We start from the raw sequence: 22,796 nt of genomic DNA on the forward strand, positions 1-22,796 counted from the left end.
CCACCAAGTACGCGGGCCGCGTGGGCGAGAAGTTCGTTCGTTGTGCGCTTCGCCCCTTCTCGCTCGGCTTGGACCAGCCCCCGTATCGAATGACCCTTGGAGCCTCGCCCGTGGGCTCGTGACGCAACCCGTCGCCTGGCCGCGGCGGGGCCGAGTAGGGGCCGTAGGCGTCTCGTGCCCACTCGAACACGTTGCCGCTCATGTCGTAGAGCCCAAAGCCGTTGGCGTCCTTGGTGGCGACGCTGTACGGGCGGAGTTCGGCGTTCGCTCGGGACCACTCGAAGCGGGGATGGGCCGCCGGATCGTCGCCGTGCCAGTACTGGGTGGAGCTCCCCCCACGCGCGGCGTACTCCCATTGAGCCTCGGTGGGCAGGGCCAACCCCGCCCAGTCGCAGTAGGCCTGGGCCTCGAACCAGGTGAGGCCCACGACGGGCTGCTGCGGCTGGCCATAGTGCTCGCTGAGCATGGTCAGCGGCGGCGCGACCTCGGGGTGAGCGGCGAGGTAGCGGGCGTACTGGGCGTTGGTGACCTCCGTGCGGGCCAGGTAAAAATCGTCCAGGGTCACCTCGTGCTGGGGGTGCTCGGCGTCGTCGCCTTCGCCCTCCGGCGAGCCCATGAGGAAGGTCCCCCCCTTGATGCGGACGAGCTCGATGCCGTGGACCGTGACGGTCTGTGGGCCAGGGTCGCGCGCATCCACGACGCGCGCGGGCTTGGAGGGGGCGGGCAGGGGGCGCTCGGCGGCTGGCGCTTGCAGGCAGCTGTCGGAGGACTGCTCGTCGTGGGCCCCGCGGAGGGTGAGGAGCGAACAGCCCCGCGCCCACCATCCGCGAGGATCCAGCGCCCAGCGCCACGCGACCTTCTCGCCGCTGGCGGTGAGGAGCTCGTCGCCCGCGGTGGTGAAGGCCACGCTCACGACCGGGCGGCGGTGCGGCAGGGTCACCCGCGGAGCCCCGGCCTCGAGGTCCCAGACCCGGGCCGTGCCGTCCTCGCTCCCGCTGGCGAGGGCGTCCTCTCGAGTTGAGAAGGCCAGCGTGGTGATCGACGCGGTGTGGCCGCGGAGGTGCGCCTCGAAGGCGCCCGTCACCCGTGACCACGAGCGGATGGTGCGATCGTCGGTCGCGAGGGCGATCCTCTGGCCGCTGGGAGACACGCGGACGGCTGTGATCGGGCCGAGCTCGGGGAACAGGGGGGTCTGTTCCCCGGTCCCCAGCTTCCAGCGAGCCAGCTGCCTGGACTGCGTGAGCACGAGGACCACGTCGGGCTCCAAGAACGCCACGTCCTCGACGGGACCGCCGAAACCCTGGGAGGTGCGCATCGCTCCCGACGCGACATCCCAGACCCGCACCGAGTGGTCGACGCTGGCCGTGGCCAGACGCGCTCCGTCGGGGGAGAAGTCGACTGCGCGCACGCGCCCTCGATGTTGGTCCAGGGCGTGGAGCTGACGCTCCGCTTCCACGTCCCACACGCGCACGGTGCCGTCCCAGCTCGCCGTGGCCACGAGCCGACCGCTCGGCGAGAAGCGGACGCGGTCGAGGTCGAGGCGGTGGCCGCGGAGCTCGAGGCGTGGGTGGTTGCTGGCTGCGTCCCAGATCCGCGCGCGGTTGTCTCCGCTGGCCGTGGCGATGTGCGCACCGTCGCTGGAGACGTCGACGGCGTAGACCGCGTCGCGGTGGCCCTCGAGCGGGGTCGAGACACGTCCGCGCTGCACATCCCAGATTCGTGCGCTGTGGTCCCAGCTGGCCGTGGCTAGCTGGTCACCTCCGGGAGAGAAGGCGACCGCGTCCACGGAGTTGTCGTGACGAAAGGAGCGCAAGCGAAGGCCCCGGCCGATGTCCCACAAGTGCGCCGCGTCGTCGTCCATGGTCGCGGTCGCGAGCAGGCCAGGGTCCGCGGGGGAAAAGGCCACGGAGTAGACGACTTCGCCATGCGCGAAGGCCCCCAAGGGCTCGCCCGTGGTCACGCTCCACAGCCGCGCGTAGCCATCCTGGCCGCCCGTGGCCAGGCGCTCGCCGTCGGGCGAGAAGCGGATCGCGTGGAGCTTGCCCGGGCCGTGAACGAAGGCATGGGTGTCGTGGCCCGAGTCGGTGTCCCACAGCGCGGCCGTGCCGTCGGCGCTCGCGGTCGCCAGGTGCTGGCCGTCTGGGGAGAAGGCCACGGCGCGCACGGGGGCGTCGTGGAGCAGCTCGTGGAGCCGCTCCCCCGTGGACGTGTCCCAGATCTCGGCTTTCCCGGCTTTCCCGCTCGGGCCGCCCGTGGCCAGGCGCACGCCGTCGGGGGCGAAGCTGGCGTCGATGTGCCCGAAGCTCTCGAGATCGATCGACGGCAAGGGCTGACCGGTAGCGAGGTCCCAGAGGCTCACGTGGCGACTGAAGTGCGTCGTTGCGAGGCGCTCGCCGTCGGGGGAGAAGGCGATCGCGTAGACCTTGTCTTCGTCGCTGTGCAGGACCTGGAGCGGCACGCCCGATTGCGCGTCCCAGATGCGCACGGTCTTGTCCCAGGCAGCCGTGGCGAGGAGGGTCCCATCGGGGGAGTAGGCCAGGGCGGTGAGCTTGTTGGTGTGGCCCTCGAGGTGGAGCCCGCGCTCGAGGGCGGTCACCGTCGAGACGAGCCCCGAGAACACCTCTTCGGGGACTGATTCGTGGGTTGGCTCGTGGGCTGGCCCGTGGCGCTCGCCCTCGAGCCGGGCCTGGGCCTCGAGGGTGAGACGCAGGGCGTCGAGCTCGTAGCCCTGGCGCTTCGCGGTGTTGGTGGCCTGGCGGCTCTGGGTGAGCGCCAGCTTGCGCTCGAGGTCGCGGTCTTGCGCTTCGATCTCGCGCAGGCGCTCCTGGCTCGCCTGCTCCTTGTCGCGGAGCTCTCGGCTGCGCAAGAGCACGAAGGCCACGACCGTGGCGGCGCTCACCAGCAGCGCCGCGATGGCTGCTCGCTTGCGCCGGCGGCGGGTTCGGGCGGCCCGCTGACTCGCCCGCAGGAAGCTCTCCTCGGTCTCCGCGAGGACGACCGTGGGGGCGCTGCTCAGGACCCGACGGGCATGGGCCACGCGCCCGAGGGCCCACAGGTAGTCCCCCTTGCGACGCGCCGCGTGGAGTTGAGCGTCGACCTCGAGCTGTTGGCGAAGCTCGAGCCCCTCGCGGTCTTCCTCGAGCCAGCTGCCGAGGGTGGCCCACTCGCGCAGCAGCGCCTCGTGGGCGATCTCCAGGACCTCGCTCCCGTCGCGGCGTCGCGTTGCGACCAGGACCCGCGCGCGGCTGACGAAGGCGGCGAGGGCCCGGGCCGTGAGCGGGTCCTCGCCGAGCTCGGCCCGCAGGATCTGGCGCCGCGCGGCTCCCTCCCCACGCTCACCCAAGTGGACCAGGCGCGTCATCAGCTTGCGCGTGACGAGGTCGGCCTGCGCCGTGCCGATCGCGTCGCGCAGCTCGTTCAGGGTGCGCTCCGCGACCGTGGCGATCGATCCTTCCAGGCCGCCGGTCGCGCGGTAGCTGGACGCGCTCAACACTCGGCGCTGGACATCGCGTCGCTGCCACAGCTCGCGCAGCACGTACTGCAACAGGGGGAGGCACTCGGGCTTGCCGGCACAGGCGGCGACGAGCTCGTCGACGAGGGCAGGCGCCACGCGGTAGCCCGCGCGCACGGCTGGGCGCTCGATCGCTGCGCGGATCTGGGTTTCGCCCATGGGCAACACGCTGACCATGGCCGGTGCCGACAACGCGACGCCGAGCTCCCGGATGGCGAGGGCCCGCGACACGAAGTCGGCGCGCAAGGTGCCGAGGACCCACAGCCGACCGTCGCGGCGCCCCCAGGCGTCCGTGGCTCGCAGGAGGTTGCGGACGAAGGCTGCGGCCTCGGACTCTGGGTCGTGCGCGCTCAGCTTGGCCTCGGTGAACAGCTCCTCGAGCTGGTCGACGACGAGCAAGACGCGCCCCGGTGTTCTCGAGCTCGCCAGCGCGCGCTGGAGGGCCTGATCGTCGCTCGAGAGCTCGTCGGCCAGGGCTTCGCTCGCGCCCTCGGCCGCGTCTGGTTGGCCGAGGAGCGGGCACAACGCCCGCGCGAGCGCTCGACACGGGCGCGCGCCGGGCCGCAGGTACGCGATGCGCCAGTCTCTACGCCCGTCGAGGGCGCCACCTCGCAGCGCGGGGCACAGGCCCGCCATCACCAGCGAGGACTTGCCCGAGCCCGAAGCCCCGACCAAGGTGACGAAGCGGTGCGTGTCGGCGCGCACGAGCTCGAGGAGGGCGGCGATCTCGGCCTCGCGCCCAAACATCCAGCGAGCGTCTCGCTCGTAAAAGGACGCCAAGCCGCGATAGGGGCACAGCTCGGCCCCAGGCCCCGGGCTGGATGGGTCGAGGTGGAGGCGCGCAGCTTCTCGCTCCAACCAGTCCGAGCGATCGGTGTCCATGCCCACGAAGCGGGCGAGCTTGAGGACGTCCTCGTCCCAGCTCGCCGGGCTCGAGGTGAACTCTCCGCCGAGGCCCTCGAGCCCGTCGAAGCCTCCCTGAGCGCCAGGTAGGGTCACGCCGTAGACGGTCTCCCGCTCCTGCGCGAGGCGGGCACCGAGGGTCCTGCTGAGCTCGAACTCTCCGGGCTGCCAGGGGCCAGGTCCGCGGCACACGATCACGGCGGGCGCCGCAGCCAGGGCCGCCCGCATGGGCCCGCGCCAGGGCGCCCCTGGAGGCAGCTCCCACATGTCCAGCCAGGGGCGGACGCCGAGATCGAGGAGCGACTCGCACAGGCGCCGAACGACGGCCTTGTCGGGGCCCCGGTGGACGACGAAGACGTAGCTCGGGGGCTCGCGGGGGTCGTCGTCGGTGGAGAGCTCCGCCGTGACGAGGGCGTCGATGAGGGCGCGCATCGAGGGGAAGCGCTGCCCGGGCTGGGGGGCGAGGCCGCGGCTCAGGATCGCGTCGAGCCAGGCGGGCGCCTCTGGCGTGGGCGAGGCCGTGTCCGCGCTGGGAAGCCCACCGTGGATGGCTTCGAGAAAGGCGAGGCAATAGCGAAATTGATCGCTGCGCGCGTCCGCGGGCTCGCTGCGCCGCTGCTCCGGGGACAGGTAGGGGCTCGGGGCCGAGGCTGCGCCAGTGAGCCGGAGGCGGACGTGGCCGTTGGCATCGATGCGAACGTGCTCGGGGGTGAAGTTGGCGAGGGTCAAGCCGCGAGCGTGGACCGCGGCGATGCCCCGCGCGATCGCCTTGAAGGTGCGCAGGAGCTGGGCGAGGGTGCGCGGACGAGACAGCCAGTCGCGCAGGGACTGCCCTTTCGCATGGTCCATCACGAGGAAGAGCGCGCCGCCCTGTTCGCGGAGTTCGTAGATGGGGATGACGTTGGGGTGGGTGACCTTGGCGAGGGCCACGACCTCGCGCAAGACGAGGTTGCGCCCCTCGAGGGTCGGCTCGAGGGGCAGCTGCTCGATCGTTACGCGGCGGTCGAGTTCGAGGTCGTGAGCGAGGTGAACGACCCCGTCTTGGCGACGCTCGATTTCACGCTCAATGACATAATGGCCGATCGCTGCGTGCATTTGTTTCCCAAGTGTCGGCGGGTGTACCATCGGACTGTCGTGGATGCCCACTCATCGAGAAGCAACAAGGAACTCGCCATAGCGTGGACCCGTGGGGACAATGGGGCTGGCCGTGAGCTCGTTGTTGTCCGTCTCATGCCCCAAATTCATCGTTTCTTTCATAACAAGCTCGCCTCGGAGCAGGCCGAAGAGCTCGTGCAAGACACCTTCGCGGACCTGCGCAAGGCCCTCGAGGGGTTTCGCTATGACGCGAGCGTTCGTACCCTGGTCTTCACCATCGCCAGAAACAAGCTCAATGGCCATCTTCGCCGAATCATGCGAGAGCGGGACCGCAACGCCGACCCTGGAGAGCTCTCCCTCGCCGCGATCGGAACCAGCCCTTCCGAGCGCATTGCACGCAAGGGGAAGGGGCGTTTTTTGCTGTCTGCCTTACGCCAACTACCATTGAATACACAGGTCATGATCGAGTTGCATTATTGGGAGGAAATGCGAGTGGCAGAAATTGCGTGTATTCTCGGGCTCCCCGAGGGCACGATTAAATCTGCGATCTCCCGGGGCCGAAAGCGCCTGGAAGAGCTCATTGGAAAAATGGAAGATGGCGTCGGCGATGGCGACCTCGCGGGGACCCAAAGCCGCCTGTCCGAGTGGGCGATCAGAGTGCGGGACGAGATCGAGTCCCGCTGAGGCTCACATCCCAAGCACCTCCCGCTCTTCGGCGCTCACGGGCAGCTCGTCGAGCCAACCTTCGAGGGCCTCTCGGACCACTGGATCCTTCGTCGCGTCGAGTCGCTCGTGAAAACTCGTGATGGCCGCGGAGGTGCTCTGCCCCAGGCGAAGATCGACGACCAGGCGGAGCAGCTCGACGCTGAGGTGCCGCAGCGGGTGGTCGTTGGTCACCAGCTCGATGCGCTCGAGTTGGTCCCGCGCGGCCTGGAACGCTCCGCGCCGGACACTCAGCTCGGCCTTCCGGAGGCCGACGAGCTCGCGCACGCGGGGATCCTCGCCGTGTTGGGCGAGTAGCGCCTCGATCGCCGTCGCCGCTTGGTCATGGCGCTCGAGGCTCAGGGCGTTGTCGATGATGATGAGGTGACACTCGAGAATTCCGGGCCCGAAGGTGCTGTCGCTGTCTTCGTAGGCGCGAACGGCTAGCTTGGCCAGCTCCATGGCCAGCCCGAGTTCACCCATGCCGGTCTCGGCCTTGGCCAGGAGCTGGAGCAGCTCGGCGTAGTCCGCTCCTTCGCTCGGGTTGGTGTCCTCGAAGCGGGCGATGGCCTTGGCCGCGAGGCGCTTCGCGGCTTCGGGATCGCCCTCGACCAGGGCCTGCTCGGCGAGCTCGGTCAGCGCCAGGTAGGCCAGGGGCGCCTGGGGGAAGAGCCTCCAGATGTGCTCCGCGTCGCTCCGCTCTTTCCGCCCCTCCGGGGTCGGGCCTAGGGCCAGGCCGAGGTTGTACTGGTATCGAGCGGTGCGGGGGTGCATCGCTCCAAAACGGGCGACGGCCTCATCGCGGGCGCGCGCCGACAGCTCGAGCACCTCAGACTCGCTGGCCACGCTCGCCTTTGCGCTCCAGTAGACGGGGACCGCCAGGCTGTGCTTGCCCACCAGCTGCAGCGCGCGGTCGTAGTGCACGTTTGCTTGGCCCCAGTCTCCGCGCTTGGCTGCGATGCGGCCGCGCAGGAACTCTACGTGGGCTGCCATGGGCGCGTGCCGACGGCTGTGGATGTCCTTTGCGAGCAGCTCGAGCGCGCTCTCGACCTCGTCGAGGTTCACGTTTGCCTGGCGTAGCGACAGCTCGAGTCCTTGGAGCTCGAGATCGGCCGCGATCACCACGAGTCCTGCCGCGCGAGCCTCCTCGGCCGATAGCTCGTAGAGCCGCCGGGCCTCTTGGACGGAGCCTCCCTCTTGCTCGGCCTTGGCGAGCTGCCCACGGCTCCGCGCCAACAGCCCCACATCGTCGAGGCCTTGGGCTTGGCGGACTGCCTCCCTGGCAAACACGCGGGCTTCTTGGTGGTGGCCGCGGAGTCGTTGGACGTGGGACTCCGAGGTGTTGCGCCAGGCCGCTCGAGTCCGGGCTTCCCGATCGGCCGAGAGGGCGGTCGCGCTGGGGATGCACGCGTCGGGATCCGGGAGTTCATCGACGACGTCCACGAGCAGCGGGAGCGCTCGTGTCTCCGCCCCTCTGAGGGACACGACGATGGTGTCGACCCAGATGCGCTGATGTTCGAGGCACGCATTCTCCGAGCCGCCCTCGACTTCACACAGCTCGTGGCGGCGTTGGGTCCAGCGCTCGGACCACTGCGTCAGTCCAGCGTCGAGGGAGTTCCACGCGCCTGCGTACTCGGGCTTGGCGGCGGCCCGAAGCCGGATGCTCGCTCGGGTCTGCTCGCTCCAGGGCGAGGGGGTGGACTCGCAGGTGTTGACCGGCTCGTGGGACAAAAAGGCGCCCATGACGAAGGTCGAGCACGCGGCCCCAGCGAAGGCGAGGGCGCGCCGCCATCGCTTGCGACGCGTCGAGATCGCCTGCAGGGCGTCGATCAGAGCCTCCATGCTCGGCCACCGCTGCGCGGGCTCGGGCGAGAGCCCCCGGGCGATGACCCGAAACAGCGCGCGCTTGTCCGGGGGCGTGACGACGCGGCCTTCTCTGCGCGCTTGGGCGCGCTGCGGCTCCGTGACTCCAGGGAAGGGAGAGCGCTCCCACAGGGCCTCGTAGAGCGCGACGCAAAACGAGAACTGGTCGCTGCGCTCGTCCACGCGCTGCCCACGAAGCTGCTCGGGCGACATGTAGGCCGGCGTTCCCGCGATCGCGCCCGAGCTCGTGGCGAATTCGTCCGTCGAGCCCCTGGCCGTCTCGGTGAACTCCCGCTCGAGCGCGAGGGTCCCCGCGATGGCCAGGCCAAAGTCCGCGACGCAGACCCGCCCGTCGTGGTTCACGAGCACGTTCTCGGGCTTGAAGTCGCGGTGGACCAGGCCATGGGCGTGGGCCGCAGCGAGCCCGCGCCCAGCCTCGACGAAGTCGTGGACGATGGCCCGCCAGCTCAGGGGCTCGAGGGCGCTGACGCGCTCGCGCAGGGTCTGGCCGTCGACGTACTCCATGACGATGTAGGGCTGCCCCTCGTGCTCGCCCCAGTCGTAGACGCCCACGACGTTCTCGTGGGACAGGCGGGCCAGGGCCTGCGCCTCGCCCAGGAGCCGGTCTCGCTCGTTCGCGCGGGCCCGGCTCTTGACCAGCTTGATCGCCACGTCCCGCTGAAGGCTGTCGTGGTGACAGCGGTAGACGACGCCCATGCCACCTTCGCCGAGGAGCTCGCGGACCTCGTAGTCGCCGATGCGGACGAGCTCTCCCCGCCCCAGCAGGGCTCTCTCGAGGGACGCGACGATCCGACGGGTCTCGAAGTCTTCCCCGCAGGACTCGTCTCCCGACCCGCGGGAGCCCGGGCCGTCTGTGGCCAGGTTCGCTTGCCGGAGCGGGTTTGTGTCGTCGTTCATGTGCATCTGGGATGGAGTCTCATGAACAGAGTGTCGAGCGCAGCCGGATCTTTGATGCCGACATGAGAATTTAATCTTCCGTCGAGAAACACAGCGCGGTATCGCACAATTAGCTGGGCTCCTGCTCCGGCTCTTTCGGCTTGCGAACGATGATCGGGACGTAGGGCGCCTCGTGCGGACTCATCGGGAAAGCGAGCGATGCCCCAATGCCGTAGGTGAGCGTGAACTCGAAGTAGCCACCGCCGGGTTGGAGCACGAAGGTCGTTCCATCTTGGGTGTGGAGCAGCAGCTCCGTGCTCAGAAGATCGATGAATACGAAATTCAAGGTGACCTGCTCGGCGGGGTCGAGCTCCAGCGGCTCGTCCGTGATCGTGTAGAAGCAGCCGTCGATCTCGGCGACGGCTTCGTGGTCTTGGACGTAGATGGTCAGCTCCGAGTGTTCGCCAATGCTGTCCGTGTCGATGTTCGATAGCGCGGGGTACTTGGCGCGATGATCATAGTTTTTCATACACGGGCCCGCCTGAGCGGCGGACGCCCAGCACAGCTGTGCGAAGAGCGCGGAGAGGATGAAGGCGGGGAGAGATGCAGTGCTCTTGAACATGGTGGTCCTCATTGCCGGGGGGATGTCGCCCGGCGCTTCGTGGCAGTTGAGGAGCACCCGATCTGGTTGCATGGAAAATGCACTATTTTTTTAGGGCACCATGATTTCACGATGATGCTCGATATCGATAGTCTTTGCCTCCGCGCAATTGAACGCGAACGGCACCTCGCAAAGCGCGAGGTGCCGTTCGGGTGGTCGAGCTCGACCTCGAGTTGTCAGGCTCCCGCCAGCAACCCGGGACTCACCACGTCACCACTTTTCTTCGGGCGGCGGCGCGCCGCCGTAGTCGGCCCCGCCGGTGTCCGTGTCCAAGCCGCCGGTGGTGTCCGTGCCGCCGGTGGTGTCCGTGCCCTCGCCGCCGGTGTCCGTGTCGGTGGTGGTGTCTTCCTCGCCCCAGGTGTCCGGCGGCGGCCCGCCGTAGTCGGCCGCCTCTTCTTCTTCTGGGGTCTCCTCCGACGAGGAGCTGGTCGAGTCGGTCGTGCCCATGGACTCGCTCGAGCTCTCGGTGGTCGTGTCGGTGGTCGTCTCCGTGCCCGTGGACTCGGTCTCGGTCTCGGTCGTTCCCTCGGTCCCGGTGCTGCCCTCCTCGCCGCTGCTGTCGCCACAGGCCGAGAGCAGGCCGAGGCTCAGGGCGAAGGCCATGGCGCCGATCTTGCTCGCGCTCGGAGCCGGGGTGGTCTCCAGGCTCGCGCCGCAAAACGGGCACCCAGAGTCAGTCGCTCGGTAGTGGCGGTGGCAGGCGTGGCAAACGAGCATGGGATCAGGATACGCGATTGGGATCAGAGTCGGAACAAAAAGCGACGGCGCTCCCGTCCGCAGAGGGGAACGCCGTCAATCCCAGAGGGGCCCCGCTCGGTCGAGAGGGGCCGGGTTGGTCGGGGGAATCAGCCGCCGACGTGCTGGATGAGCGCCGCGAGCTGGTTCCAGGTCTGGCAGTCCTCGATGGCGAGGAAGTCGAGGTTCTCGTCGATGACGAACACCGAGGGCCAGCACTGCATCTGCAGGTAGCTCAGGGCCATGGGCACGTCGCCCTCGGACCACACCGGGATGTTCACGTTGTGGTACATCTCGTCCCAAGCCGTGGCGTCGGAGGCCGCCGCGTCGCCGCCACCTTGGTTCTGGCCGAGGATGGTCACCCACTGGATGGTGCCGTCGGCGATCAGGTCGAGCAGCTGCTGGCCCATCCCGGTGAAGGGGTCGTTGGCGTCGATGCCGGCCAGGAAAGACGAGGCCTGGTGGCAGGGGCCACACCACACGGCCGAGACGTCGACGGCGATGGGGGTGCCGGCGTAGTCGCAGAGGTTGGCCTCTTCGCCGAGGTGGTTGGTCGCGCCGATGTGCTTGACGGGCTCGCCGACGGCCAGCGAACCCCAGCCCGGGTCGTTGCCGCAGGCCGCGGCGCCGGTCTCACCCTCGGTGGTCTCACCCTCGGTGGTCTCGCCCTCGGTGGTCTCGCCCTCGGTGGTCTCGCCCTCGGTGGTCTCGCCTTCGGTGCCGGACTCGTCGGACTCGGACTCCTCGGCGTCCTCTTCGTGGTCTTCGTGATCGGTGTGGTCGTCACCCGTCTCCGAGTCGGAGTCGGAGTCACCACCGTCATCGGAGGGGCAGGCCGAGAGGCACAGGACGAGGGACAGACCAAGCAGGGGAGATGCGCTCAGGGATTTCATGGTGCCGAGGACTTTACTATTCCACGCTCTTTCAGGGGATACCTTGCGTGCCCAAATTGCCCCCAAACTCCCGGAAAAGTGGGTGACGGTCGATGCCGGTGAAGCTCGATGTTGTCTAGATCGCGCAGAGTACAGCCGGAGAGGATCCCCAGCGCGCTGCGCATTGCCCGACATCGACCCTTGCAAGGATCGTCTAATGATCCTTTAGCTCGAATGGTGCGCGCCCATCGACGAGCTCGTCCATGCGGATCGCTCGACCGCTGCCCATCTCGTCGATGAGTCGGGACACCCGAGGCTCGGTGACCTCGACGGGACCCTCGGCCTCGCGCCGCGCCGGATCCTTCCACTCGCGGATGAGCCGGAACAGGCCGTTGTCAAAGGGCACACCCTTGGCCGGGATGAAGGGCTCGATGCGCTCGCGCATGCCCATGCGATCCATCTCGAGGGCGCGGTGGTGGCAAAAGGGGTTGTTGCCGGGTCGACCCAGGAGCGGCTCGTTGGCGGCGGTGCACCCCGACATGCAGGTCTCGGCGTAGTAGCACTCGCGGCAGTAGCCCCACAGGTCGTCGACGGTGCGCCGACGGATGTAGGTGATCTCGGCGGCCTCTTTCCAGATCTTGGCCAGGCCGTGCTCGCGCCACGAGCCGCCGATGTTGGCCGGGCCGCCGAGGCTCGGGCAGTTCTTGATGTTGCCGTCGCTCTCGATGCCGATGGTGCTGCGCCCCGCCGAGCACCCGCGGTAGTGGGCCTTTTGAGACTTGCGCAGCTTGTGCTCGAAGGGGCCGAAGTAGCCGAGGTTGTTGGCCGGCCAGATCCGGACCCGGCGCTCGAAGGCGCGGTCGATGATCGCGTCGAGCTGGTCGAAGAGCTCGAGGAACATGTAGGGCTGGAGGATGATGTCGGCGTTGTCGGCCGCGTTGCCGTGGGCGACGGTGATCTGCAGCTGCCAGCTGTGCACGCCCTCGTCGGCGATCAGCTCGAGCAAGTGGATGTGATCGCCGAGGTTGATCTGGTTGATCTGCGAGTTGACCGCGACCCGGGACCCGGCGTTGCGCAGGTTCCTCAGCGCCTCGAAGGCGTGCTCCCAGCTGCCCGGGCGGTTGCGCAATTTGTCGTGCGCGGCCTCGAGGCCGTCGATGGACACGGACACCGACTGGATGCCGGCCTCGACCATGGCCTCGGCGCGGGTCTTGGTCAGGCCGAGGCCGCCGGTGGTCATGGTGCAGGTCATGCCGCGCTCGCGGATGCGGCGGATGACCAACAGGAAGTCGTTGCGCAGGTAGGCCTCGCCGCCGATCAGCACGACCTCACCGACGCCGGCCTCGGCGAGCTCGTCGACGAGCTGCAGGGCCTCGTCGGTGGTGAGCTCGTTGGGCCTCGCCTCGCCCGCTCGTGGCCCGCAGTGCAAGCAGCGGTGGTCGCAGGCGAGGGTGAACTCCCAGACCGCGAGGGCGGGGCGTGGCACGGGGCCTTCTGCCTCATGGGTACGGAAGCGGCGACCGCGGCCCTTGGGCAGGGAGTCGACGACGGGGAGCCGCTTGCGGACTTCTTTGAGTCGCATTGGCAAATGGTAACAGCACAGTCCGGAATGCGCGATGTTGACCATGCGAATTCAGCATGCGACTCCGTCGCAGTTTGGGTTCTCGTAGATTGGTGACGTGAAAACTGCGACTCACACTTGGGGTGCGCGCGGAGCCGTCGTGCTCGCGTCACTTGGGATCTCGACTACCGCTTACGCCGGCACCATCACGGCGCAGGGCAACGTCACCGCGCTCGACGACGTCAGCCAACTTCAGGCCATCGTCGGCACGGCAACCTTCAACGAGGGGGTCCAGGGGCAGAACATGCCGCTGGACACCTACGCGGCCCAGGGCGCGACCTGGCACACCGGCGCCCTGTCGTCGATCTTGCCCGGCGTGACCGAGCCGGGCTCCGCCTCGGCGCCGCTGTACTTCAACAACGCCAGCTACTTCCCCCAGCCCACCGCCGGCGGCGGCGTCTACGAGGGCGTGCACACCTTCTTCGGCGGCGCCGTGACCTTCGACCAGGACATCACCCAGGTCGGCCTGACCGCGAGCCAAAACGGGACCCAGTACCTGACGGTCTGGGACCAGTCCGGCACGATGATCGGTCAGGTGACCTGGACGCCCGCGAGCGACTCGGCCTTCGTCGGCGTCGACACCAACGGCGTGCCGATCGGCATGGTCACCTACGGCAACGACAACATGTGGGCGGGCGGGAGCTACGGCATCGGCGGCTCGACGATCATCTCGGACACGTGGATCTGGGCCGCGGGCATCGAGTGTGAAGCGGACGCCGACTGCGACGACGGGAACGAGTGCACCACGGAGGTCTGCGTCGACAACGCCTGCGAGGTGACCAACGCGGACGGGGAGACCTGCACCGACGACGGCAACCTGTGCACGGACGACGTGTGCGCCGAGGGGGCGTGCACCCACCCCAACAACGAGGCGCCCTGCGACGACGACGAGGACGTGTGCACGGACGACGTGTGCTCCGAGGGCGAGTGCACCCACCCCTTCAACGAGGCGCCCTGCGAGGACGGGGACCTGTGCACCGAGGGCGACGTGTGCACCGAGGGCGCGTGCGTCCCGGGCGGGGACCTCGACTGCAACGACGAGAACATGTGCAGCACCGACAGCTGCGACCCGGCGATCGGCTGCGTCTACGAGGACATCCGCGGCTGCTGCAACGTCGACGAGGACTGCGCCGAGGGGGAGTTCTGCGAGGACGGCATGTGCGAGCCGATCCCCGCGGACACCGAGGACGACGGGACGACGGACGAGGGGACGACGGACGAGGGGACGACGGACGAGGGGACGACCGAAGAATCCGGGGAGGAGTCCGGCGAGGACGGGACCACCGAAGAGGGTGGCGACGCGGGCGACGAGATCGGCGACGACGAGTCCGCGGGCACCGACGTCGGCGACGCTGGCATCGACGACGACGCGGGCTGCAACTGCTCGACCGACGACGGCGACGAGCCCAAGGGCGGCTGGCTGCTGGCCCTGCTCGGCCTCGGCGTGTTCGGCCTGCGCCGCTCGAGCCGACGCCGCGCGGCTTGAGCCTGCGGGATGCCGTGGAGGGGCCCGGGACCTGGCGGTCTCGGGCCCTTTTGTCGCTACCGGGGGTCCTCGCAAAAGCCTCCGCCCTCGAGGGGGCGCACGCGCTGCATCCACGTCGGGTCGGGGGCGCAGGGGGAGGACAGGTCGACGAGGGCGCCGTCGGGATCGCGGACGAGCATGCGGCGCTGGCCGTAGAAGAGGTCGCGCGGGGCCTCGACCACGCGCGCGCCCAGCTCGGCGGCGCGGGGCAGCAGGCGCTCGTGGATCGCGTCGACGTCGTCGACCACGAGGGAGAGCATGGCCATGGCCCTGGGGGCGCTCGCTGGGGCCTCGCGCTCGCTGGCGGGCACGAGCTCGCTCGAGCGCAGCAGCAGGCCGAGCTCCACGCCCTCGTCGTCGGCCGCGGCGAGGTGTACGAACCAGTCGCTGTCGAAGCGCACGCTGAGCTCGAGGAGGGCCTCGTAGAAGGCGCGCGTGCGCCCGAGGTCGTCGCACAGCAAGGTCGTGAAGGCGCGGCTGAGCGTGGCCATGGCGGGACACTAGCAGGGCCTGCGAGACATGCGGTGCCGCGTCAGGACTCGCGGTACTCCGCGCCGAGCTTGGCCGCGAGGGCCTCGTCGTCGACGGCCTGCGCGTCCTCGCCGAGGGTCTCGCGGAGCTGGTCCAGGCCCGAGCGGATGTAGCGCTTGACCTGCGCCGGGCTCTTGTCGACCGCGGCCGCGAGCTCGTTGATCTTCATGCCCTCGCCGTAGCGCAGCTCGAGGGCCATCTGCCACTCGAGGGGGAGGCCGCGCATGCCCTCGACGATCCGCGTGCTGCGGTCGAGCTTGGTGCCGAGGGTGGTCGACAGCTGGCGCACGGACATGACCTGAGAGTCGAAGGTCTTGCCGGGGCGGCGGCGATCGAAGTGCTGCAGCAGCTTGTTGCGGGCGATGCCGAACAGGAAGCGGCGGGGGTCGTCCATCGTCGCCCGGTCCTTCTCGAGGAAGGTGAGCAGGGTGTCCTGGGCCAGGTCCTGGACCTCGGCGGGGCCGACCTTCTTGGCGAAGAAGCGGCGCAGCTTGGGGTAGCTCTCGCGCACGGTCGCGGCGACCTCGGGGTCCATCGCGCCTCCCTTTGGCGGCTGCTTGGCCTTGGCCATGGCCCGACCATAGCCAAAGGCGCCGCCTCGCGCCAAGGCGTGGACGCGGGCGCAGACCGTGGGATACTCCTGATCCACGACCATGCCCGCACTCGTCGCCTGCTCCAGCTGCCACCGTCAATACGACGCCAGCGGGTACCCCGTCGGGGGCCGCTTTCGGTGCCACTGCGGCGAGGTCGTCGAGATCGAAGCGCTCGCCGCCCTCGAAGCCGCGGTGATTCGCTGCCCGAGCTGCGGGGCCCCGCGCGGGGAGGGGCACAGCTGCGGGCGCTGCGGAGCCCAGTTCGAGCAGTTCGAGCGCGACATGGCGAGCATGTGCCCGGCGTGCATGACCCGCGTCAGCGACCACGCGCGCTTTTGCCATCACTGCGGACACGGGCTCACGAGCGAGGCCCAGGTCGGAGCGCTGAGCGAGCTCCCGTGCCCGAGCTGCGGCGGCGAGCAGCGCATGCACGAGCGCCTGTTCGACTCGGACCGGGTGATGTTCGAGTGCAGCCGCTGCGCCGGGCTGTGGCTCGAGATCGGGACCTTCACCCAGACCATCGCGGAGACCGAGGCCAACGCGCGGGCGGGCGGCGGCCCCGTCGCCTGGCGCCCGGGCACGCTCGAGATCCGGACCGAGGGCTTGCGCCGCGCGTGCCCGGTGTGCGCCACGGAGATGCCGCGCCGTCACTTTGGCAAGCACAGCGGGGTGATCGTCGACTACTGCGTCGACCACGGCGTGTGGCTCGACGTCGGCGAGCTCAGCCACATCCTCGAGTGGATCCGCGAGGGCGGGCTGACTCAGGCGCGCAAGTTCAACCCAAACGAGGACGTCACGGCCTTGCCCAGACCCAAGCGGGTGGTCGAGCTGCCGAGCGGTATCGAGACGCCAAAGCCGACGGTGCTCGAGTCGATGTTGGATACGCTGGCGAAGCTGCTGTATCCCGATCACCTGTGACCGATCACCTGTGACGGGGCGGAGTTAGTTCGGGGGGAGCTCGGGCAGTCGGACGGCGCGGAGGGGGAGGTCCTCGTCGTCGCTCGGGGTGGCGTAGATGCCGAGGGCGACCCCGGGCTTGCCGGTGCCGGTGAGCACCAGGGGGGCGCGCAGCCAGTCCGGGGCGGGGTTGGGGTCGGTGTCGGCCTCGAGCACCCAGGTCCCCGCGGGGGTCGAGTAGCCCGCGATGGGCACGGAGGCGAGAGCGGGCGCGGGGGCCTCGGGCGGGAGCAGGGGCCGCGCGCTGCCGGTCAGCTGGCACTGCTCGTCGCGCAGCTCGAGGACCCAGGCCTCGCTCGACTGGCTCCACACCAGCCAGCGCCCGGCGAGGCGGGCGGTGTTCTTGGTGCACATGGCCTGGAGGGTCCAGCGCGAGCCCTTGGCCATGGCTTGCTCGAAGGGGTCGTCGCCAGCGAGCAGGGTCCTCCGGGTCGAGCGTGACAGCATCGGCGGGATGAAGTCGGCGCTCGGGGGCCCGCACACGTCGACGGGGCCGGTGGGGCCCCGAGCGGCCGCGGCCGCCTCCGTGGTCTGGGAGAGGCGGGCGTCGGTCTCGGGGAAGCTGGCGCAGGCGCGCTCGAGGCAGGCGCGCTCGGCCTCGTCGCCGGCGCACTCGGTGCGGCAGCGGGCGGCGCAGGCGAGGCCGTCGACGTCCACGGTGCTCGGCGGCGGGGTGGCGCCGCGGCTGCCCTCGAGGGCGCCCAGGCGGATCCAGTAGCCCTTCTCGTTGCGCTTGCGGAAGGCCCCGCGCAGGCGCGGGTCGGCCTCGCTCGAGGCCGCGCCCTCGAGGGTCAGGGTGAGGTCGTAGAACTCGTCGGTGGTGTAGCTCTTGCCGTCGTCGGGGAAGGCCAGGCGCAGGGGGAGGCGCCAGCCGATCTGGCGACCGCGCCCGTCGAAGCTGGGCAGGGCGAGGGCGCGGGCTTCGGCCTCGATGGGCTCGCCTGGGATCGCGCCGTCTTCGAGGAGGGGCGGGAACTTGCGGGCGACGGCCTCGACGACGCAGCGCTCGCCGAGGCTCAGCTCGAACTCGTAGTCGACGCGCCACTCGAGCTGGTAGGCGTACTCGGTCCACAGCACCCTGGACCCCACCTGCCAGGTGCCCATCCAGCGCTCGAGCTCGCTGCAGCTGCCGGGGGCGGCGGCGAGGGGAGGGGCCGCGCTGGTGTCCGAGCTGTCGGTGTCGGTCTCGGTGTCGGTCTCGTCCGGTTCGCTGCCGGTCTCGGTGGTCGCGGCGCGCTCGGGGTCTCCGCCCTCTTGCGTGTCCCGGTCGGGCTCTTCGCTCTGGTCGGCGTCGGTCGGGGTCGGTTCGGGTTCGGGGCCGAACAGCTGCCACCCGCCGAAGCCGAGGACCCCGAGCAAGGCCACGCCGAGGCCAGCCCGCGCCAGGGTCGAGGGCGAGCGCGGGGTCTCGCTCGCGTTCGCGGCCCCAGCTGCGGGGAGCTCGACCTCCTCGTCGGCGTAGGCCCGCAAGGTCGCGCACAGCTGCGTCAGGTCGGGGAAACGATCGGCGGGCACGGCCGCCATGGCGCGGTCGATGGGGCCGCGCAGGCGCTCGAACAGCTCGGGGCCGCCCGCGGGCGCCTGGATCGGACTCGCGCGGTCGTCGAAGGGGTGGCGCCCGGTAAGCGCCTCGCGCACGACGACGGCGAGGGCGAACTGATCGCTGGCCGGCCGCGGCATGCCCTGGGTCAGCTCCGGCGCCATGTAGCCCGGCGTGCCGCGGACCAGCCCCTCGACGGTCAGCCGGGTCCCGAGGGCGTCGGCGTGGGTGGACCAGTCGCCTTCAGCCGCCGGATCGCGGGCCGGATCGCGGGACGCGTCGCTGGCCTCGCGCGCGGCCAGGGCCAGGCCAAAGTCGATGACCGTCGCGCGCCCCTTGCCGTCGACCATGAGGTTCTCGGGCTTGAAGTCGCGGTGGACCACGCCGTGGGCGTGGGCGTGGGCCAGGGCCTCGCCGGCCTGGAGCAGGAGCTCGAGCACGGCCCGGGCGTCGTGCGGGCCCGCCTCGAGGTGGGTGCGCAGATCGACGCCGTGGATCAGCTGCATCTCCACGAAGGCGCAGGGGGTGCGGCCCTCGGCGATGAGCTCGGACTCCCCGGCGGCGTAGACGGTGACGATGCCGGGGTGCTCGAGGCGGGCGAGGGATCTGGCCTCGCGCAGGGCCTCGCGCACGCCGGGGCGCTGCTCTTCTTCGTCGAGGGGGAAGAGCTTGAGGGCGACCTCGCGGCGCAGGGCGACCTGGGTCGCGCGACAGATCAGCCCGAAGCCGCCGGCGCCCAGGACCTCGCGCAGCTCGTAGTCTTCGCCGACCCGGGGCGGCGGCGCGCCAAAGTTTTCGTGCAGGATCAGCTGCGCCCCGATGGCGTCGAAGATCCGCTGGGTGGCGCCCACCATCGAGATTGCGCCACGGTTGGGGAGGGGCGTCAACCAGAGCCTGGGCAGGAGCGGGGGAATCTCGCTCGGGGCCGGCCCGCCGCGGGTATCATGGGGGCGATGGAGCCGGACGACTCGCCAGACGGGAAGCACGAGCCCACCGCGCTCACGCCCCTGCCCGGCCTCGACGTGGTCGGGCGCGGGGTCTACCTGCGCCCGCACAGCCCCCACGAGTTCAAGCGCCGGCACTTCGCCCAGGCGGACTTCGAGCCGGTCTACTTCCGGGAGGCCGGTCGCAGCTACGCCCTGCCCCGGGGCTTCGTGACCAACGAGAGCCCGCCGCTGCCCCGGGGGGCGGCCCTCAACCAGGTCCGCATCGAGGAGTCGTGGGAGCGCTTTTCTCGCTCGCGCGCCCTCGACTACGGCCTGGCCGCGGGCTGGATGACCTTCAACGTCGACGCGAGCAGCCACCTGGGCAACGAGCTGCGCTCGGACCACGAGTCCTACTACGGCTCGCGCAGCTCCTTCGTCGCGCTGTGGAGCGTCTACCTCGAGGACCCCTCTCAGCCCACGCACGCGCTGCCCGTCGACGACCTGCCCGCGCCCTACTCGCCCGCGCACCGCCGGGCCTACGAGGCCTTCTTCGACCGCTACGGCACGCACTTCGTCAAGCGAGCCTGGGTCGGGGGCAAGGCCGAGGTGCTGTTTTGCGTGGCCAAGTCGGGGAAGATGAGCCGGGAGGACATCTACGCGGGCCTGCGCGCGAGCTTCATCCTGCCCAACTCGCCGAGCCCCAAGGTCGGCCGGGAGCTCTCGCGCAGCCAGGAGGCGCTGATGAGCCGGGCCCAGTGCACCGTGGTCGGGCGCGGCGGCGACGAGCTGGCCCTGGCCTCGCTCAGCTCCCTCGACGGCGGCACCTACGACGCGTGGCTGAAGACCATCAAGGACAACCCCCAGACCGTCGAGCTCGGCCTCGCAGGCATCTGGACTCTGGTGGTAGACGAGGTCAAGAGCCAGGCCCTGCACGACGCCTACGCGGCCGCGGCGACCTTCTCTCCGGTGTCCTCGGTGTTCGCCGCGGGCGACGTGCTGCACTTCACCCGCGGGCGGACGACCTTTTGCTTTGACCTCGACGCGCGCCTGGGCACGCGGCCCCAGCCCCTCGGCGAGCGCTGGCCGGCCCTCGAGGCCCTGGGCATCGAGCGCGTCGACGCGACCTTCTTCGACGTCGACGGCCAGCTCGGCGCCGCGGGGGAGCTGTGCGTGTTCGCCCTCGATCAGCTGGTCCGCCTCGACCTCGAGACCGGCGCGGTCCGAGAGGGCGACCCGGTCCCGCTGCGCGAGGTCTGGCCGGGGCTGCCCTTCGAGCAGATCGACGCCGTGCTGAGCGCGGGCCCCGACGCCTTGTACCTGTTCTCCGGCGGCCGCTACCTCCGCCTCGAGCTCGCCACGGGGGCCGTGTCGGAGGGCTACCCCGATCTGATCCAGCGGCGCTGGCGAGGGGTGACCTTCGACCGCATCGACGCCGCGATGCGCTGGGAGGACGGCAAGTACTACTTCTTCCGCGGCGATCAGTTCATCCGCTACGACCCCGTGACCCTGCGCGCCGAGCCTGGCTTCCCCAAGGCGATCGTCGGCAGCTACGTGGAAGACTGGAGCTTCTTCGAATGAGCGACGACGCCAACTCCGAGGCCAGCCCGCCCGAGCCGCCCCCCACGAACGCGGACGCGACCGCAGCCTCGGGAGAGACCGCGGACGCGGCCGAGTCGGTGATCCAGCGCCACGTCGTCGCGGCCATGGCCGCCGGCCTCGTGCCCGTGCCGATGGCCGACCTCGCGGCGCTGGTCGCCGTGCAGATCAACATGCTCCGGGCCATCGGGGAGCTCTACGACGAGCCCTTCACCGACTCGCTCGGGCGCTCGCTGCTCGCGTCTTTGGCGGGGGGCTTGGTGCCTCTGTCCTCGGCCTCGCTGCTCAAGGGCGTGCCCTTGATCGGCCCGCTGCTCGGAGGCGTGAGCGCGCCGATCTTGTCGGGGGCCTCGACCTACGCCGTGGGCCGGGTGTTCGTGATGCACTTCGAGTCCGGCGGGACCTTCCTGAGCTTCGACCCGGACAAGGTCCGCGACCACTACGAGCGGGAGTTCGCCCGGGGCGAGGCGCTGCTGCGCGAGCGCGACGACAACCGCCGGCCTTGAGTGCTGTTTTGCCCCCGCAGGGAGCGGAGGACCGGGGGCGCTCCGTCGCTCCGCTCCTCCGCTTTGGCTTGGTGGGCAATGGAGTTCGTGCCTGGGAGGGGGCGTGTGGTCGCCCCCGCAGGCGGGGGCGTCGTTTGGCGGGGGAGAAGGGCGTCACTTGGCGGGGCTCCTGCCGCGGGGTCGGCGCCCGCGGAAGACGCCCGAGGACGGGAAGGGCCGCATCGTCGCTGGGGGCGTGCTGATCGGCTCAGCCGTCGCCTTTGGTGCGGTCGTGGGGCCGTGGAGCCCCCTCGGCGGGGCCGCCGGAGTGACCGTCGTCAGCGTCCTGACGCTGGGCGGTCTCGGCGGGGGGGCGGCGGCGCTCGTGTACGGGATTCGCCGTCATCGAGACTATGGGGCGCACCTGGCCAAGGGCTACCCGGCCGCTCCTCCGCAGGGCCACGGCTTGCTGGTCTCGGGGTCCTTCCTGTTGGCCGCCGGGAGCATCGGGATGACGGTCTTCGCCATACCGGGCGCGGCCGAACCCGTCGATTCGGCGCGATGGGGCCTCCTGGCGGGGAGCGGGGTCTCCCTCGCGGGGGGAACGGCGCTGCTCGTCCTCGGCGCTCGTCGGAACGGAGACTGGAAGCGCAGCGAGGCGTCCGTTCGCGTTCAGCCGACCTCTGACCTCTCGCCCCAGGGCGGGAGCGTCGGCGTCGTGGGGCGGTTCTAGTCGGGGTCGGGCTCAGGCTCGGGGTCGTTGGCGACGACCTCGACCTGGGTATAGAGGCACGAGCCCGACGGGCTCTCGCACTCGGTCCCGCGCAGGGTGTCGAGGGTGGTGACCAGGTCTTGCATCGGGACCGTGCACGCGGCCGTGACGGAGACCGTCGTCGACGCGGGCGGCAGCACCTCGACCTGCGCGCGGGTGAACTCGGCCAGGGCCTCGAAGTCGAAGGCGCCGTCGGGCTTGGGCGCCAGGGTCGTGCGCTCCGAGTCGGCGCCCGGGCTCAGCGCCCGCTCGAGCACGATGCGCCCGTCCATCTCGAGGCGGACGCTGAACTCGCGGGGGCCCGCCGCGGGCGCGAAGGTTGGCGGCGAGACGACGACGCGCCCGGCCATGATCGGCGAGGCCCACAGCGGGGCGTAGGCCCGGGCGAAGCGTTGGATGCTCGGGTCGGCGCGTGGTCGGTCGAGGTCGGCCGCGAGCTTGGCCGCGAGGAACTCGACGACGTGGTCGTAGACCGCCTCCTCGCCCCCGACGAAGGCGGACGCGTCGGGGGCGTCGCACAGACCGGGGCGGGGCTCGAGCTGGGGACAGAGACGCTCGACGCAGGCGGCGGTGATCGTCCCGAAGTCCGCGAGCGACTCGGGGGCGCCCAGGTCCGCGCAGCCTGCGAACAGCAGCTCGAAGCAGGGGCGGCCGGTCGGGAGCCAGGCGACGAGCTCGCTGGCGCGTTCGTCGGTTGGTGTGTCTTCGAGGGCCTCGAAGCCCGCGGCGCAGGTCTCTAGCTGAGCGGCCGGGTCGGTGGCCGCGGGGGGAGAGCTCGGCGCTGGTTTCTCGGGCTCGCGCTCGCACGCGAGGGGGAGGCCCAAGGTGACGAGGATGCACCAGAGAGTGGAGGGAACGTGACGCATTGGCACCGGGGATGACGAGGATAGAGTAGCGGCTTGGTGGCCGCTTTTTGGGGTGTTTGAAACGAGTGGCACGAGGGCCCCGACCCATGGTCGCACGTCCGCGTGGTTGGGCCCTGCGCTCACGTTCGCGCGCCTTGAAGGGCGC

At 70.3% G+C, this 22,796-nt stretch carries 16 protein-coding genes; 6 read left to right on the forward strand and 10 right to left on the reverse strand.

The genetic code is table 11. The features are described from left to right. A partial coding sequence (locus tag PPSIR1_RS18470; RefSeq protein ID WP_232296507.1) for an nSTAND1 domain-containing NTPase occupies positions 1 to 5,404 on the reverse strand: 5,404 nt, incomplete at its 3' end. Here PPSIR1_RS18470 and PPSIR1_RS18475 point away from each other — a divergent pair. Further along, entirely contained in the window at positions 5,321 to 6,193 is an 873-nt protein-coding gene (locus PPSIR1_RS18475; protein ID WP_006972637.1) for an RNA polymerase sigma factor, read from the forward strand. The two genes, PPSIR1_RS18470 and PPSIR1_RS18475, sit on opposite strands and share 84 nt — an antisense overlap. Before the next feature lie 3 nt (positions 6,194 to 6,196). Here PPSIR1_RS18475 and PPSIR1_RS18480 read toward each other — a convergent pair whose 3' ends face one another. From PPSIR1_RS18480 to PPSIR1_RS18500, 5 genes are all read right to left on the reverse strand, one after another. After that, positions 6,197 to 8,992: a serine/threonine-protein kinase gene (locus tag PPSIR1_RS18480; RefSeq protein ID WP_198154543.1), complete on the reverse strand. Its 2,796-nt coding sequence runs from the start codon at positions 8,990 to 8,992 to the stop codon at positions 6,197 to 6,199. Between the two features lie 109 nt (positions 8,993 to 9,101). Further along, positions 9,102 to 9,593 (reverse strand): hypothetical protein, encoded by a 492-nt coding sequence (locus tag PPSIR1_RS18485; protein WP_157595697.1) that lies wholly within the window; start codon positions 9,591 to 9,593, stop codon positions 9,102 to 9,104. A 249-nt stretch (positions 9,594 to 9,842) separates the two neighbouring features. Beyond that, positions 9,843 to 10,349 carry a hypothetical protein gene (locus tag PPSIR1_RS18490; RefSeq protein ID WP_006972640.1) on the reverse strand — a complete coding sequence of 169 codons (507 nt, stop codon included), beginning with the start codon at positions 10,347 to 10,349 and terminating at the stop codon, positions 9,843 to 9,845. 128 nt (positions 10,350 to 10,477) lie between these two features. Next, positions 10,478 to 11,260 carry a TlpA family protein disulfide reductase gene (locus PPSIR1_RS18495; protein ID WP_006972641.1) on the reverse strand — a complete coding sequence of 261 codons (783 nt, stop codon included), beginning with the start codon at positions 11,258 to 11,260 and terminating at the stop codon, positions 10,478 to 10,480. 193 nt (positions 11,261 to 11,453) lie between these two features. After that, entirely contained in the window at positions 11,454 to 12,821 is a 1,368-nt protein-coding gene (locus tag PPSIR1_RS18500; RefSeq protein ID WP_006972642.1) for a radical SAM/SPASM domain-containing protein, read from the reverse strand. A gap of 139 nt (positions 12,822 to 12,960) precedes the next feature. Between PPSIR1_RS18500 and PPSIR1_RS18505 the strand changes: the two genes are divergently transcribed. Continuing rightward, complete coding sequence (locus PPSIR1_RS18505; protein ID WP_006972643.1) at positions 12,961 to 14,346, forward strand: MYXO-CTERM sorting domain-containing protein; 1,386 nt, start codon at positions 12,961 to 12,963, stop codon at positions 14,344 to 14,346. A 56-nt stretch (positions 14,347 to 14,402) separates the two neighbouring features. Here the strand turns inward: PPSIR1_RS18505 and PPSIR1_RS18510 are convergent, their stop codons facing one another. Together PPSIR1_RS18510 and PPSIR1_RS18515 are read right to left on the reverse strand one after the other, a co-directional pair. Further along, on the reverse strand, positions 14,403 to 14,876 hold the full coding sequence (locus PPSIR1_RS18510) for a VOC family protein (RefSeq protein ID WP_006972644.1): 474 nt from the start codon (positions 14,874 to 14,876) through the stop codon (positions 14,403 to 14,405). A 41-nt stretch (positions 14,877 to 14,917) separates the two neighbouring features. Continuing rightward, positions 14,918 to 15,571, reverse strand: a complete 654-nt coding sequence (locus tag PPSIR1_RS18515) for an RNA polymerase sigma factor (protein ID WP_006972645.1) — start codon at positions 15,569 to 15,571, stop codon at positions 14,918 to 14,920. Between PPSIR1_RS18515 and PPSIR1_RS18520 the strand changes: the two genes are divergently transcribed. Continuing rightward, positions 15,570 to 16,427 carry a zf-TFIIB domain-containing protein gene (locus PPSIR1_RS18520; protein ID WP_006972646.1) on the forward strand — a complete coding sequence of 286 codons (858 nt, stop codon included), beginning with the start codon at positions 15,570 to 15,572 and terminating at the stop codon, positions 16,425 to 16,427. The two genes, PPSIR1_RS18515 and PPSIR1_RS18520, sit on opposite strands and share 2 nt — an antisense overlap. 24 nt (positions 16,428 to 16,451) lie before the next feature. Here the strand turns inward: PPSIR1_RS18520 and PPSIR1_RS18525 are convergent, their stop codons facing one another. Beyond that, positions 16,452 to 18,860 carry a serine/threonine protein kinase gene (locus tag PPSIR1_RS18525; RefSeq protein WP_086001457.1) on the reverse strand — a complete coding sequence of 803 codons (2,409 nt, stop codon included), beginning with the start codon at positions 18,858 to 18,860 and terminating at the stop codon, positions 16,452 to 16,454. A 99-nt stretch (positions 18,861 to 18,959) separates the two neighbouring features. Here PPSIR1_RS18525 and PPSIR1_RS18530 point away from each other — a divergent pair, with 99 nt between their 5' ends. The 3 genes from PPSIR1_RS18530 (at position 18,960) to PPSIR1_RS18540 (ending at position 21,746) form a co-directional block, all read left to right on the forward strand. Beyond that, positions 18,960 to 20,510, forward strand: a complete 1,551-nt coding sequence (locus PPSIR1_RS18530; protein WP_006972648.1) for a hemopexin repeat-containing protein — start codon at positions 18,960 to 18,962, stop codon at positions 20,508 to 20,510. Continuing rightward, positions 20,507 to 21,034 carry a YcjF family protein gene (locus PPSIR1_RS18535; protein ID WP_006972649.1) on the forward strand — a complete coding sequence of 176 codons (528 nt, stop codon included), beginning with the start codon at positions 20,507 to 20,509 and terminating at the stop codon, positions 21,032 to 21,034. Before PPSIR1_RS18530 ends, PPSIR1_RS18535 begins: the two co-directional genes overlap by 4 nt. A 235-nt stretch (positions 21,035 to 21,269) precedes the next feature. After that, the gene (locus PPSIR1_RS18540) at positions 21,270 to 21,746 is read left to right on the forward strand and encodes a hypothetical protein (protein ID WP_157595698.1); all 477 of its coding nucleotides are present in this window, start codon (positions 21,270 to 21,272) and stop codon (positions 21,744 to 21,746) included. Here the strand turns inward: PPSIR1_RS18540 and PPSIR1_RS18545 are convergent. Continuing rightward, entirely contained in the window at positions 21,743 to 22,609 is an 867-nt protein-coding gene (locus tag PPSIR1_RS18545) for a hypothetical protein (RefSeq protein WP_006972651.1), read from the reverse strand. The two genes, PPSIR1_RS18540 and PPSIR1_RS18545, sit on opposite strands and share 4 nt — an antisense overlap. Positions 22,610 to 22,796 lie beyond the last annotated feature (187 nt).

The sequence above is a fragment of the Plesiocystis pacifica SIR-1 genome (assembly GCF_000170895.1).
Lineage (GTDB): Bacteria > Myxococcota_A > Polyangia > Nannocystales > Nannocystaceae > Plesiocystis > Plesiocystis pacifica.